The sequence below is a fragment of the Rhizobium sp. BR 314 genome, assembly GCF_047445805.1.
Lineage (GTDB): Bacteria > Pseudomonadota > Alphaproteobacteria > Rhizobiales > Rhizobiaceae > Rhizobium > Rhizobium lusitanum_B.
Map to the genome: position 1 here is coordinate 1 of NZ_JARWLA010000076.1, position 13207 is coordinate 13207.

At 57.3% G+C, this 13207-nt stretch carries 10 protein-coding genes and 6 pseudogenes; 11 read left to right on the forward strand and 5 right to left on the reverse strand.

Translation table 11 applies throughout. From position 1 onward, the window contains the following. A pseudogene (locus QD461_RS35790) lies at nucleotides 1-169 on the reverse strand (IS701 family transposase); the annotation flags it as partial. Between the two features lie 246 nt (nucleotides 170-415). After that, nucleotides 416-872, reverse strand: a pseudogene (locus QD461_RS35795) (aldehyde dehydrogenase family protein); the annotation flags it as partial. A gap of 90 nt (nucleotides 873-962) precedes the next feature. Between QD461_RS35795 and tnpB (QD461_RS35800) the strand changes: the two are divergent. The 5 genes and pseudogenes from tnpB (QD461_RS35800) to QD461_RS35820 form a co-directional block, all read left to right on the forward strand. After that, a pseudogene (gene tnpB, locus QD461_RS35800) lies at nucleotides 963-1113 on the forward strand (IS66 family insertion sequence element accessory protein TnpB); the annotation flags it as partial. A 48-nt stretch (nucleotides 1114-1161) separates the two neighbouring features. Further along, nucleotides 1162-1903 (forward strand): annotated as a pseudogene (locus tag QD461_RS35805) (IS66 family transposase); the annotation flags it as partial. A gap of 141 nt (nucleotides 1904-2044) precedes the next feature. Continuing rightward, nucleotides 2045-2443, forward strand: coding sequence for a LexA family protein (locus QD461_RS35810; protein ID WP_376766909.1), 399 nt, complete (start codon nucleotides 2045-2047; stop codon nucleotides 2441-2443). Between the two features lie 127 nt (nucleotides 2444-2570). Then, nucleotides 2571-4172 (forward strand): flavin monoamine oxidase family protein, encoded by a 1602-nt coding sequence (locus QD461_RS35815; protein ID WP_004128922.1) that lies wholly within the window; start codon nucleotides 2571-2573, stop codon nucleotides 4170-4172. Nucleotides 4173-4292: 120 nt separating this feature from the next. Beyond that, complete coding sequence (locus tag QD461_RS35820) at nucleotides 4293-4607, forward strand: c-type cytochrome (RefSeq protein WP_245276724.1); 315 nt, start codon at nucleotides 4293-4295, stop codon at nucleotides 4605-4607. A gap of 69 nt (nucleotides 4608-4676) precedes the next feature. On the opposite strand, the pseudogene QD461_RS35825 reads toward QD461_RS35820, so the two are convergent. Next, a pseudogene (locus tag QD461_RS35825) lies at nucleotides 4677-5417 on the reverse strand (IS5 family transposase). 694 nt (nucleotides 5418-6111) lie between these two features. Between QD461_RS35825 and ltrA the strand changes: the two are divergent. After that, entirely contained in the window at nucleotides 6112-7362 is a 1251-nt protein-coding gene (gene ltrA, locus QD461_RS35830; protein ID WP_004128932.1) for a group II intron reverse transcriptase/maturase, read from the forward strand. A gap of 517 nt (nucleotides 7363-7879) precedes the next feature. Here the strand turns inward: ltrA and QD461_RS35835 are convergent. After that, a complete protein-coding gene (locus QD461_RS35835) occupies nucleotides 7880-9169 on the reverse strand; it encodes an ATP-grasp domain-containing protein (protein ID WP_004128937.1) in 1290 nt (429 codons plus the stop codon). Nucleotides 9170-9445: 276 nt separating this feature from the next. On the opposite strand from QD461_RS35835, the gene tnpA reads away from it, so the two are divergent. Beyond that, a complete protein-coding gene (tnpA, locus tag QD461_RS35840) occupies nucleotides 9446-9916 on the forward strand; it encodes an IS66-like element accessory protein TnpA (protein WP_004128939.1) in 471 nt (156 codons plus the stop codon). Further along, nucleotides 9913-10032 (forward strand): annotated as a pseudogene (gene tnpB, locus QD461_RS35845) (IS66 family insertion sequence element accessory protein TnpB); the annotation flags it as partial. The gene tnpA and the pseudogene tnpB (QD461_RS35845), both read left to right, overlap by 4 nt. Before the next feature lie 293 nt (nucleotides 10033-10325). Here tnpB (QD461_RS35845) and QD461_RS35850 read toward each other — a convergent pair. Then, nucleotides 10326-10451, reverse strand: coding sequence for a hypothetical protein (locus tag QD461_RS35850; RefSeq protein ID WP_276307848.1), 126 nt, complete (start codon nucleotides 10449-10451; stop codon nucleotides 10326-10328). A gap of 147 nt (nucleotides 10452-10598) precedes the next feature. Between QD461_RS35850 and QD461_RS35855 the strand changes: the two genes are divergently transcribed. The 3 genes from QD461_RS35855 to QD461_RS35865 are packed head-to-tail and all read left to right on the forward strand — an operon-like array spanning nucleotide 10599 to nucleotide 13110. Continuing rightward, nucleotides 10599-11177 carry a site-specific integrase gene (locus tag QD461_RS35855; protein WP_240535524.1) on the forward strand — a complete coding sequence of 193 codons (579 nt, stop codon included), beginning with the start codon at nucleotides 10599-10601 and terminating at the stop codon, nucleotides 11175-11177. Then, nucleotides 11174-12106, forward strand: coding sequence for a tyrosine-type recombinase/integrase (locus QD461_RS35860; protein ID WP_004126144.1), 933 nt, complete (start codon nucleotides 11174-11176; stop codon nucleotides 12104-12106). The genes QD461_RS35855 and QD461_RS35860 overlap by 4 nt, the downstream gene beginning before the upstream one ends. Next, nucleotides 12103-13110 (forward strand): tyrosine-type recombinase/integrase, encoded by a 1008-nt coding sequence (locus QD461_RS35865; RefSeq protein WP_004126146.1) that lies wholly within the window; start codon nucleotides 12103-12105, stop codon nucleotides 13108-13110. Before QD461_RS35860 ends, QD461_RS35865 begins: the two co-directional genes overlap by 4 nt. The last annotated feature ends 97 nt before the right edge of the window (nucleotides 13111-13207 follow it).

The window sequence follows — 13207 nt, forward strand, 5'->3', positions numbered from 1 at the left end:
GTGCCGTTACCGCTGCCAGAGGCTCGACACTCTTGCGCTCCACCGGCAGCATGAGGCCAAGGCAGTAATCCTTCAGCGGCTCTGCCCGATCGGCATGGCCGATCACATCGACAAGCCTCTCGACATAATCCGCAAAGTCTGATTCACTTCTTCCGCTCAGGCCATTCATCTCAGCTTGCTCCTGCTGACCACGAATCGCCACGCTAGCACATCATCGCAAACCGCGAATCTCCCGTTTTTTGTGACTCAGTAAGACTAGAGAGCCAGCGATTCTTCGATGGCCCTGGCAATAAATTCGCCTCCCACGCGACTTGGCTGCCGTAGGACATGTGTCGACGGCAGCCTCTTTTTTTGAGGTGATCCGGATCTTAACATCGTCGAACCCGGCGTCGATGTTGGAGGGCGGCAACCAGCGTTAGAGGCCGCCCATGCAGAGGTACTTCATTTCGAGATAGTCCTCGAGACCGTGCCGAGAGCCTTCGCGTCCAATGCCGGACTGCTTGATGCCTCCGAAGGGTGCCACCTCCGATGACATGCGGCCAGTGTTGATGCCAACCATGCGCCTCGGCCACGCGCCAGACGCGTTTGAGGTTCGAGGCGTAGAAATAGGCGGCGAGGCCGTAGATCGTATCGTTGGCTTCCCGAATCACCTGCTCCGGGTCATCATAACGGATGATCGGCGCCAGCGGACCGAACGTCTCTTCCTGCGCGATCCGCATCGAACCGACGACGTTGGTGATGACGGTCGCCTCAAAAAATGTTCCCTTCGCGCCGATCCGACGACCGCCGCAGCGAACCATCGCCCCTTTTTTGACAGCGTCATCGACATGCGCTTCGATCTTTTTCAGAGCATCATTGTCGATTAGAGGCCCGTTGCCGTCCGAAAAGCGGATGAAACTGATGTGTAACCAGCACTAGCTGCTGATCTGTGCTGGTCGAGGCTGCATTCTCAGATAAGGTACAAGTGGTTGGAGGCTGGCAAGTTCGTTTGGCCACCCGGTCCGCGATGGCGCCATGCAGATGACGCGCGAAGAGTTCTCGCTTTTGCTAGCCGGTATTGACTGGACGCGCGTCAAACGAAACGCTGTGAGGAGGCCCTCAAAAGCAGGCTGATCCTGTCGGTTTTACGTGAAGATTCAGGCTCCTATGGTAGGGCCAGTCATGCCGCTTCGACATGATCCCTTACCCCAGGACACCGTGCAACTGACCCGGATCATTCTCTCGCTCAACGAAGAGAATGCCGACCTTAAGGCGCGCGTGGCCTTCCTTGAGCGCCTGCTCTTCGGGACGAAATCGGAGAAGATGACGATCATCGATCCGACGCAGGCAATGCTCGACCTTGGCCATGTGAGCGACATTCCCGTTGCTGCCAATGACGATGTCGCGCCGGTCGGTGAAGACAAAACGCCGGCACGGCGATCGCCAGCGCGCAATATCGGCCGCTTGCCCAAGTACCTTCCGCGTTATGACGAGATCATCGAGCCGGAGAGCAAGACTTGCCCCTGCTGTTCGTTCGAACTTCATTGCATCGGCACGGACGTCAGCGAGGCTCTCGACATCGTGCCTGCGGTTGTCCGGGTCAGACGGACGATCCGACCGCGCTATGCCTGCCGGGCCTGCGAAAGCGTTGTTGTGCAGGCGTCGGCACCAGCGCGCGTGATGGACGGTGGCATGGTGACCACGGGCGTTTGCCGCGCATGTCGCTGTTTCGAAGTTTGCCTGGCATCTCCCGCTCAACAGACAGGCGCAGATGCTGGCCTCCTGCGGCGTCATGATCGATCGCGGCACGCTCGGCGCCTGGGTCACGTGGGTCGCCTGGTGGCTGGAGCTTCTCTACGATGCGCTCACCGCCTTCATCCGCTCGCAGCCGGGGGTATTCTGTGACGAGAGTATGCTGCAGAGGCACGGAAGGAGTTCAGTATGAACTGACACTGTGTCGTAAAGCTGCGTGAATGATGGAGGCTGGCCCTCCGGGATCGGTTTTCGGGAGCGGGTCTCACCAGTCCGAGCTGCTGCGGTAAAGAGCCGTGGTGGTGAGCGTCGGATGAAAAGTTCGGACGAGATCGAGCAGGTGCGTGTCCGAAAGACGAACGAAAGTGAACCATCCGAAGACGCGTCGTTAAGAAATTCAAGCGTCGTCGAAACCAGGACCGTTTCGTCATCCTGGGATAAGCCCGCGCAACGAGACAAGGAGCCTCCTGCCGGAGCGCCACAGTTCACGCAGTTGCAGGGCCGATACCTGGTCTTCATTTATGCCTATACCAGGATCTTCAAACGCTCCCCGGCAGAAGCGGACATGCGTCGCCACTTTGAGGTGACCGCACCGTCTGTACACCAGATGGTGATAACCCTGGAAAAAGCCGGCCTCATTCAATGCCAGCCTGGAGAAGCGCGAAGCATTCAATTGCTCGTAGAACCTGAGGCGCTGCCAATCCTACGCTAGCTCACCAGTCAGAATCTCTTAGGAGCGGTACTAGTTGCCGTGGTGGCATAGCGATTGAATGGATAAAAAAAGTTTCAAAGGGCTTCGCAAACTTACAGTTTTGGCACGGACAGTGAGAGGACGGAAAATGGCACAAGATAAGCTAGTTGGCTTAAACCGGCGCAATCTTCTATCGCTAATCGGTATGACTGCAGGCAGTATGACGATGTACCACGCCATGACTACGCTCGGGCTGGCTGGTGAGTCTAGATACAACGGACCAATAAAGCTGGAAGGCGCTCCGAAGGACACTTCCGTCTTGATTCTTGGAGCAGGATTGGCGGGTATGACGGCAGCACTCGAACTGCGTCAGGCCGGTTACAACGTGAAAATACTGGAATACAACAATCGAGTAGGTGGCCGAAATTGGACGATACGCGGCGGCGATAGCGTGAAGGAACTGGGCGGCGAGATCCGGAATTGTGAATTTGATGAGGGGCTTTACATCAATCCTGGTCCGTGGCGAATTCCGTATCATCACCATGGCTTGCTCGCATACTGCAAGCGGCTGGGCGTGGTGCTAGAGCCCTTCCAACAACTCAACCACAACGCGTTCCTGCACTCCACAAGGGGGGGCGGCGGCAAGCCGCAGCGAGTGCGTTACGTTATGACCGATATTCGGGGACACATATCAGAGCTGCTGTGTAAGGTGACGCGCAAGGGCGCACTCGAAGGGAGTGTCACTAAGGAAGATCAGGAGATGCTACTTGAGGCCCTTCGCTCCTGGGGCGCGTTGGATGAGAATTATGCCTACCAGAATAGCACACACGTGAGAGAGTTTCGCGGTTCGGTCGAAGCCTATCGCGCGGGGAGAAATAGCGTCGTGCCAACGTCCGGAAAGCCGCTGAGCCTTTCCGAAATACTAGGTTCGGGCCTTTGGAGCGATCTAGCCGCTTTTGCGCGCTATGAATTCCAAACAACCATGTTCCAGCCACGTGGCGGCATCGACCTGATTGGCAAGGCTTTCAGCAAGGAAGTGGACGACCTCGTCACCTATAACGCCAAGGTGACAAAGATCGAGCAGGACGAGAAGCGCGTCACGGCCTATTACGAAGACAGCGAGAATCCCGGTACAATACAGCGGGCGAGCGGCGACTGGTGCGTATGTACGATTCCCCTGACGATCCTCAGTCAAATCGACATCAATGTCAGCGCCGAAATGCTCGCAGCGATCAAAGCTGTACCCTATGCATCATCCGTGAAGGTAGGCCTACAGTTCAAGCGTCGTTTTTGGGAGGAAGATGACCTGATTTTCGGGGGCGTGAGCTACACCAATCTGCCGATCCGGCAGATTTCTTATCCAAGCAGTGACTTCAATACGAAGGGAAAGGGCGTTCTGCTGGGCTGTTACACTTGGAATGGGCCGAATTCCTATGAGTTCACGTCAATGGCTCCCGAGGAACGCGTGAAGCGGGTTGTCGAATACGGTGCGCGGATCCATCCTCAATACAAAGAGGAGTTCGAAAATGGCGTTTCCTGGGCCTGGCATCGCTCCCCGTTTACACTTGGCTGCGCCGGGGACTGGACGGAAGACACCCGCAGGGAACACTTCAATAATCTTTGCAAGATCGACGGTCGCGTAGTAATCGCCGGCGAGCATGCATCCCAAGTCCCGGCCTGGATGGAGGGGGCGATTCTCTCCTCACTAGACGCAATCACAAGGCTTCATAAGCGCATCATGGCTGGCTGATAATACGTTGCGACCAATTGAAGGTTTTTTCCGATGGCGAAAAACTCCAAAGGGCCTCTAGGCTCCGTTGTTGTTTCAATCTTGACGATGGCGCTCGCTGTCCCCGTCGGAGCCCAAGTAATGTTGAGCGACGGTGAGAACTTCAGTGAACAAAGCGGGGAAGCGCTGTATGCGAACGTCTGTGCCGCTTGTCATATGAACCATGGGGAAGGTGCGATGGGGGCAGGCAAATATCCGGCCCTTACTCAAAATCAGAATCTAGTGGTCGGGGATTACCCAGTTTACTTGGTGCTCCACGGGCATACAGGCATGCCACCTATCGGTCATATGATGAGCGATGACCAAGTTGCTGCCGTCGTTAACTACGTGCGCACAAATTTCGGCAACAATTACGAAAATGAAGTGACACGCGAGGACGTGGCGGACATCCGATAAGGCGAACACGACGGTCCGTTTCGAAAGAAGAGAATGACCGCAGCAAGCCAAATTCTCTACGGCGTCGACTCATAAACTCTGGCACCATATTCTTGTTGCGACGAGCTTTACGGCGGCGAGGTAGTTTTCCGGGTGCTTGTCATATCGGGTTGCGATGCCTCGGAACTGCTTGATCCTGTTGAAGAACCGTTCCACGAGATTACGTTGCCGATAGACCCAGCGCGAAAATACAAAGAGCCCTTGCGATTACTCTTCGGCGGGATGTTGGCCCAGGCCTTTCTCTCGGCGGCCTTAGCCCGTATGGCATTCGTGTCATAACCCTTGTCGGCCAGCAGGATGTCCCCCTCGCCAAGCTCATCCGTCAGCGCGTCGGCTTCGGCACAATCGGCGATCTGTCCACCAGTCAGACGCAGATTGACCGGGCGACCTTCGGCATCGACGAGCGCATGGATTTTGCTCGTAAGGCCGCCGCGGGAACGTCCCATGCCACCATCGTCTCCATCCCTTTTTTCCCGTGTCCGCGTGCTGGTGAACGCGGACACAGGTCGAGTCGATCATGACGATGTCGCCATCGTAGGCCTTGGACACCGCTTCAAGAAGCCGATCCCATACCCCGGCTTTGCGCCAGCGGACGAAGCGGTTGTAACAGGTCGTCGGCGGGCCATAGCGTTCCGGAACTTCCGCCCAAGGCGAGCCCGTTCGAAACCGCCAGAGGATGCCATTCAGTACCCGCCGATCATCAACGCGGGCAACGCCGCGTGGCTTGTTGGGTAACAACGGCGATATAATCGACCATTCGTGGTCAGTCAGTTCGTAGCGACGACCGTCATCAAATGCTTCCCTATTTCGAAGCCTTGAATCACGGCGGTCGATAAATGCCAAGAAATTTTATGAGTTTACGCTGTAATCTTCCAGGAGCGATCAATCCTGGCGGATCCAGGGGGGACGAACGTGTGCTGCAGGCACACATGAAGGGAGTTCAACATGAACAACTAACGTGTGGACAAGCTGCGTGAAAGATGAGGGTGGGCCCCTCGGGATCGGCTTTCAGGAGCAGGTTCCAAACCAGTCCGAGCTGCTTGCTGCGGTAAAGAGCCGTGGTGGTGAGCGTCGGATCAAAAGCTCATGGCATGACCATGAGCAGGTGCGTGTCCGAAAGACGAACAAACGTGAACCCTCGAAGACTCGTCGTAAACTGGTCAGATACCGTCAAAATCAGGGGCGGTTCGTTCCTCTGAGACAAGTCCGTCAGGAGCCTGATTATCGGGCGGACGGCGGTCGGCGGTGAGAGGGCGTGAGTCGGTCACAGGCTTTTGCGCGGAACTGCAGGAACCAGCTTTCTGATGCCAAGGGAGAAGCACAAGCGGCACATCACCGTGAGGCGAGAGTACAGATACAGGAAGTTGGGGCGAACCGACCCGTAGTAGTGATGAAGGCGCTTTAATGGAGCTGGAGCAAAGGGCTCGGATCAGGTGGTCGTATTTTCGAAACAACTGGAGACAGGATGACGTCGGCGGATACGACAGACAAGCCGTTTAGGATCGATAAGCGGCTGGTGTACGAAGCTTATAAAGCGGTCAAATCCAATGGTGGTGCGGCCGGAGTGGATGGGCAGACGATCGAGCAGTTCGAAGCCGACTTGAAGGGTAATCTCTACAAGATCTGGAACGGGATGAGTTCGGGAAGCTACTTTCCGCCACCGGTCCGTGCCGTCCCCATTCCCAAAAAGACTGGGGGCCAGCGGATTTTGGGTGTGCCCACCGTGAGCGATAGGATCGCGCAAATGGTGGTCAAACGGCTCATTGAACCGGAACTTGATCAGATCTTCCGGCCAGATTCCTACGGCTACCGACCGGGCAAATCTGCTCTGGACGCGGTAGGGATCACGCGTCAGCGGTGCTGGAAATATGATTGGGTTTTAGAGTTTGATATCAAGGGCCTAAATGACAACTTGGCGCACGATCTCTTGCTCAAGGCGGTCCACAAGCATGTCAAGGGTCAAGGGGCGTTGCTCTATATCGAAAGATGGCTGACGGCGCCCTTGGAACAGGATGGACAAAGGATAGGGCGGATCGCGGTACCCCGCAAGGGGGTGTGGTCAGTCCGATTCTTTCAAATCTGTTCCTGCACTACGCATTTGATCTCTAACCGGACATACCCCGACCTCCCATGGTGCCGGTATGCGGATGACGGTCTGGTGCACTGCCGGACCGAACAGGAAGCGGAGGCCGTCAAGGCTGCCCTTCAAGCAAGGCTGGCGGAATGCCAGCTGGAAATGCATCCCACCAAAACCAAGATCGGTTACTGCAAAGACCCCAAACGCAGGGGAACGTATCCGAACGTCAGCTTTGACTTTCTCGGATACTGTTTTCGACCGCGAGTGGTGAGAAATCCGCAAAATGGGCGACTGTTCTGCCGATTTACGCCGGGGGTTGCTCCCTCGGCGCTGAACCACATGCGGGCGACGATCCGGGACTTGAAACTCCGACAGAAAACGCATGTGTCGCTGGCCGACATTGCTCGCGAGATCAATCCGCTCCTCCGGGGGTGGATTGCGTATTACGGGCGGTTTACGCCATCGGCGCTGGATGCCTTGCGGCGTTACGTCAATCAGACGCTGTGCGTGTGGGTGAGAAGGAAGTTCAAGCGCTATGCCCGTTCGACCCAAGCAGGGAAATTTCTACAACGCCTTGCCCAAAGTCGAACGAAGCTTTTCGTGCATTGGCAGCTCGGAATAACCGGTAAGTTCGTCTGATGGGAGCCGTGTGAAGCGACAGTTTCACGCACGGTTCTGAGAGCGCGGAGGGTGAAGTCCCTCCGCGACTCGCCCGATCGCGACATGGCTTCAAACGCCGCTACTAAGAATGGTCTCGTCCTCCCGAGCCTTTGCCGCAACGCAAGCGGAATGATGGTGCAGCCGCTCGGCGCGGCGACCGAATGTGAGTTTGAACCGGCAATGGAAACAGGCCCGTTCACGCGAACAGGCTCAGCCTTGGATGCCGAAAGAGCGACCGAAGAAAACATGCGATGGAGTTCTTGACCCGATCTTCCCATATGAGTCGCTCGCTCCCAAGAACGTAAATGGTCAAGCGAGGACAGAAGCATCGGCGCTGCAGTTAACTGAACGGATCTGTGATGCTGTATCCTTCAGCATCGTTCGCGCTGTTGTCCAAGACATGACTGTTTGTTGGCAAGCCTGCCATCTGACAAGAGGGCACTAGCAAAAGGAATACGAAGCTCCCAGAAGAAGGCCTTGCAAACTCTTATTTAGATCATCCTTCGCGAGGCGCCTCCTTCGCCCCGGAGATTGAGGTCGATATTTCGTCCGGTTCGCAAAGGGACGGAAATGGTGCGATTGACCACCTGATCAGATTAACGGCACGCTCCAGCATCATTTCTGTCTGAGAACGACTTGACGAACATGCGATGACATGTCCAATCGAGTCTAAATAATCACCTCTTCTGACGATTTGTGCCTTTGGTGTAACGTAAAATTTGACCTCGTTGACACCCGGTACAGCAGCCGCGCGATTGTCACCACTGATCCAATCGAGGATGCCATCGCCCTCCGGAAGCAGGCTCCTCACTGCTGCTATGTGCGAATGCTTTGCTCGCAAGTCACAAATTTGTTGGCCGATGACAAGATTGATGTGCGCCGTGATCAAATCAACGCCGTACGCCAGTTGAACCAGTCTAGCTTCCCCGGTCGGAAGGCGGGGATTAACTTCAATGACAACTGGGCCATCGTTCGTCCATCGGAATTCAATGTTTGCCGGTCCCCATCCAAGACCGAGAGCTCGCAAGCAGCTAAGTGAAACATCGATGATGCGTTGAAGTTCGGTTTCAGTCAGCGGGGCAGGAAAGGTGTATTCACGAAAGACGAAATGTGGCGGGGGGCCGAAGTCAGCGGTACCAATTGCAATGACTTGGTTTCCCATTGTATTAGCGCCGTAGTACGGGCCTTGTGCGAATTCTTCGACGAGTATCTTCGGCGAAGATTGCCACGGGTGATCTCCGTCGAGCAGATGGCTCGTATGTTGAGCTAACTCTTTGGCATCCCGGCACAATCGGACACCGCTGCCGCCGAGGCCTGCGGTTGGCTTTAGTATCACCGGCAGACCAATCTTCTCCGCTGAGCATTCCACCTCCATTGCATCTGTTGCCAAGCGGTAAGCAGGTACTGGAACTCCGTATTCCGCGAGTACTTGGCGTTGCACAAATTTGTCGCAGCATCGATCAATCGATGCGGGGTCCGGTCCAGGTAGAGTGAAGTGTCGACAGAGTCGGGCAACTGTTGCATAGACTGTCTCGCTCGGGCTTGGAAACCCGGTAATGCCAGCAATCTCATAAGTCGTGCTTAACTGGTAGCATTCGCGGATTAACGCATCGAGATCGTCTGTATCGACACAGATTGTCTGAACCTCGTTCGCGCCAAGATAGTCGTACTGAGCTGGATCTGCAGACAGAGTAATAAGATGGAGACCAAGCCGCTGAGCCGCTTGGACGTACAGCGGGCCATTAGCCCGTGAACCTTCAATTAAGATGAGTGTTCTTCCTTTCATTGGCGTCAACCTCCATGTGGCGTGCTTTCAGGCGAGCTGAGGATGAATTTCCATCAGTTTTTACGCACGCCTCTCCGCGGATTTGCGGGTGAACGTATCATTGCCGAGCAATCTGCGAACGCGAAGATTTTGTAAATTTTTTCTGAGAGGACGTGCGACGACGTCTAATATTGCTGTGGCAAACTACTGTCATCCGTGAGCGCGACGAACAACCCACCTTTTCTTTTGTGAATGAGGCCGTGAGATAAGCTCCTTCATCGATAGGAGCGGAATGGAATGGTTGGAGATCGCGTTGATGCCATGCTTGAAGTCATGGATGAAGGCATGCATGAAGCCAGGCATGAGGGAAAGTATCGCCGGATCGAGGTGATCACCGGTCGGCGCCAGCGGCGGAATTGGACTGACGAGGAGAAGGCGCAGATCCTTGCGGAAAGCGCAGAACCTGACGTGAACATCTCGGCCGTTGCCCGGCGCTGGGGCGTCAATCGCGGCTTGCTGAATGTGTGGCGACGGGATGCCGGACTAACCTCTCAACGGTCGGCAAAGGCCAGTTTGCCGTCTGCCGTGTTCGTGCCGGTGACAGTGGTTGGGGATGGCGCACGACACGAAGGCTCGCCATCGAATGCCTCGGAGGTTCTTGCTGGCCGAATTGAGATCGAAATTGCGGGCGCACGCATGACGGTTATCGGCTCGGTGGCGCCCGAGTTGGCGCAGGCGATGGTGGCGGTGTTGCGAGGGCGCCGGTGATCGGACTTTCACCAAGCGGTGTGAAGATCATGGTTGCGACGCGACCTGTCGACTTCCGGCGCGGCATGAATGGCCTGGTGGCGTTGGTGGCGTCAGCCCTTGCGGCCGATCCATATTTATGCATCGGGTGAGATTTTGTGGCGGAGCCATTACGGCGCCAGCCGGGGACTGCCAAATCTAGAATTCTCCGCCACATAATATTTCATGCCTCTCTGACGGGCGCGGGATCCCCCTGCGCCGCAATACTGGAGGGGCAATATGCTCGACTTCTATTTTTCGTATCGTGGGGTACTCAAGCGTCTGCGTAGCGGTGCGCTCGGCGGCGAGATGGATCGCTTCGCGGAGCATTTTTTCACGCTCGGTTATAAGCGAGCGTCTGCCAAGATTTACCTGAGCCGGATTGCGCGCTTTAGCCAGTTTGCCGCGAGGCGTTCTTCTGGGCGGCCGCCGCTTTCTGGATTGGTTCCGCCATCACCATCTCGGCCAGGACCTCGAGCCGTTGACGGCTGAGCAGGTCCTTGCTGCTGTCGAGCATCGGCTGTCGCTATCGGCGACCTCCGGCAGCCGCACGGCAGCGACTGCTCACACTCGAACATTTCTTCGGTTTTTGTATTGGGCTGGCTACCATCGCCAAGATCTCGCCGGCGTTGTCCCAAGGACGCCCTCTTGGCGTTTGGCACATTTGCCGCCACGCCTTGCATGGGATGACGTTCGGCAGGCGATCGATGCGATCGGCGCAACGACGCCGGTCGACATCCGCGATCGAGCCGTCCTGCTGCTGCTCGCCACTACGGGCATTCGCAACGGCGAGTTACGCGCCATTCGGCTGAAGGATATCGACTGGCGTACTGGCGAGGTTTTTGTCCGGCGCACCAAGGGCAAGCGTGATCGGGTGGTGCCACTCCTAGAGGAGACCGGCGCCGCACTCGCCGATTACATCCTGCGCGCTCGACCGAAGGTGGATAGTCCGTATCTGTTCCTGTCCTTCACGCCGCCGCTGGGGCCGTTCAAGTGCGCGTCGCCTGTTTCGAGGATCGTGCGGAAGCGGTTGCGGCATGGCGGGGTCGAACTTGGGCGAGTCGCAGGTGCGCATCTCCTGCGCCACAGCCTTGCCACCCAGCTCGTCAGGCAGCAAAGGCCAATCAACGAGGTCGCCGATCTTCTTGGCCACCGGAGCATCAACACAACGGCGTTGTACGTGAAGGTTGCGGCCTCGCAACTCGCCGAGGTCGCACTCCCCTTTCCGGGAGGCGCCGCATGACCGCCTTTGCCCGATTCCTCGGCGAGAAGGTTGAGCGTTACATCGAACTGCGCCACTCGCTCGGCTATGCCTTCAGTAAGCAAGCTGGTACGTTGCGCGCTTTTGTCCGCTACGTTGAACGCACTCAAATCGACGCGCCCGCCACCCGGACGATGGCGCTGGACTTCGTCCTATCGTTCGGCGGGGCCGCCAACAGCCGCACCACTCGTCACGGCGTGCTCCGCAGATTCTACGAGTATCTCGCCGTCTATGACGCCCAAACCGAGAGCTTGGAGCGTAGGGTCTTTCCCAGATCCAGGGCAATTCCGCCGCCGCGGATCCTCAGCGAGTCAGAGTTGGCGTCGCTCATCGACGCATGTGCGCGCATTTCGCCAAGCATCCCTCTCAGGGGGCGGACGATGGCAACGCTAATCGGATTGTTGGCAAGCTCGGGACTGCGATCTGGCGAAGTGGTAAGGCTTGATCGTTCCGACGTCGATCTGACCAACGGGGTTCTTCTCGTTCGGAAGACGAAGTTCCGCAAGGACCGTCTCGTTCCAGTTCACACGACGACCCAGGCTGCCCTTCGCCACTACGCCAGTGAGCGTGACGCCGCTTTTCCCACGCCCAAGGACCAGGGCTTCTTCCTCAGCTCTCGTGGCAACCGCCTCTCAGCGACCGGCCTGCAAAACGGTTTTGCCGAGGTGCGTAAGCTCTCCGGCCTTGATGGCGGTAAGCCCTTAAGGCCGCACGATCTCAGGCACCGGTTCGCCGTGACCCGCCTCAGCTTCTGGCATCAACAGCGCGCAGACGTTCAGGCGTTGCTCCCGTTGCTCGCCACCTATCTCGGCCACGCCAGCTACAGCGATACCGCTTACTACCTCACTGGTTCGGCGGATCTTCTCGCCATTGCGGCGGACCGCGCTTTCCTCGATGGAGGTGCAGCATGAGCGAACATCTGCTCCTGGCGCCGCTCCTGGAATCCTACTTTCGCCGGCGCCTAACCAAGCAGCGCAACGCCACTCCCGCGACTGTCGCGAGCTATCGCGACGCCTTGCGCATGCTGATCCTCTTTGCCGCCGCCAGGTTGCGGAAGAGGCCGGCGGCGTTGGTGCTCGAAGATCTCGATCGAGACCTCGTTCTCGCATTTCTCGACGAACTCGAGGAGAAGCGGAACAACACCGTCGCCACGCGTAATGCCCGACTAGCTGCGATACGATCTTTCTTCCACCATGTGGCAGCCGCCGACCCGGCGTCCTTTGGTGTCGCGCAACGCGTGCTGACGATTCCCACAAAACGCGCGCACATTGAGGTGACGCACCATCTCACCGACGCAGAAGTGGACACCGTCATTGCGGCGCCCGATCAGAGGACGCCCCGTGGTCGGCGCGACCGCGCGTTTCTGCTGTTCCTGGCGCGGACCGGCGCGCGGGTCTCCGAAGCCATCGGTGTCAATGCTGACGACCTTCAGTTGGGACGCCCGCACTCGCAGGTGCTATTGCACGGTAAGGGGCGCAGAGATCGCGTCATCCCCGTTCCTCAGGATCTGGCGAGAGCGCTGGCGGCCTTGTTGCGCGAGCGCGGAATCACCAACCACGAACCACGACCGATCTTTATCGGTGCCCACAATGAGCGCCTGACGCGCTTCGGGGCGACCCACATCGTACGACGAGCGGCGGCCAAGGCAGTGGCCACAAGGCCGGATTTGGCCGAAAAGCCCATATCGCCACACATCTTCCGGCACTCCCTTGCCATGAAGCTTCTCCAGTCCGGCGTGGATCTTTTGACGATTCAAGCCTGGCTCGGGCACGCACAGGTCGCCACCACCCACCGCTATGCCGCCGCGGATGTCGAGATGATGCGTAACGGACTCGAAAAGGCGGGCATCAAGGGCGATTACGGGACGCGCTTCCGGCCCACCGATGCCGTTCTGCAACTGCTGAACAGCATCTAAGCTAAAACATTATGTGGCGGAAGATGCCAGATTTGGCAGTCCCCGGCTGGCGCCATGACGGCTCCGCCACAAAATCTCACCCGATGCATAAAAAGGG

What these genes read in the sequence shown, in the direction of transcription:
- QD461_RS35810 (WP_376766909.1), top strand. Translation starts at nt 2,045, where the DNA reads ATGAAAAGTTCGGACGAGATCGAGCAGGTGCGTGTCCGAAAGACGAAC.
- QD461_RS35815 (WP_004128922.1), top strand. Translation starts at nt 2,571, where the DNA reads ATGGCACAAGATAAGCTAGTTGGCTTAAACCGGCGCAATCTTCTATCG.
- QD461_RS35820 (WP_245276724.1), top strand. Translation starts at nt 4,293, where the DNA reads ATGTTGAGCGACGGTGAGAACTTCAGTGAACAAAGCGGGGAAGCGCTG.
- ltrA (WP_004128932.1), top strand. Translation starts at nt 6,112, where the DNA reads ATGACGTCGGCGGATACGACAGACAAGCCGTTTAGGATCGATAAGCGG.
- QD461_RS35835 (WP_004128937.1), bottom strand. Translation starts at nt 9,169, where the DNA reads ATGAAAGGAAGAACACTCATCTTAATTGAAGGTTCACGGGCTAATGGC.
- tnpA (WP_004128939.1), top strand. Translation starts at nt 9,446, where the DNA reads ATGGTTGGAGATCGCGTTGATGCCATGCTTGAAGTCATGGATGAAGGC.
- QD461_RS35850 (WP_276307848.1), bottom strand. Translation starts at nt 10,451, where the DNA reads ATGCTCGACAGCAGCAAGGACCTGCTCAGCCGTCAACGGCTCGAGGTC.
- QD461_RS35860 (WP_004126144.1), top strand. Translation starts at nt 11,174, where the DNA reads ATGACCGCCTTTGCCCGATTCCTCGGCGAGAAGGTTGAGCGTTACATC.
- QD461_RS35865 (WP_004126146.1), top strand. Translation starts at nt 12,103, where the DNA reads ATGAGCGAACATCTGCTCCTGGCGCCGCTCCTGGAATCCTACTTTCGC.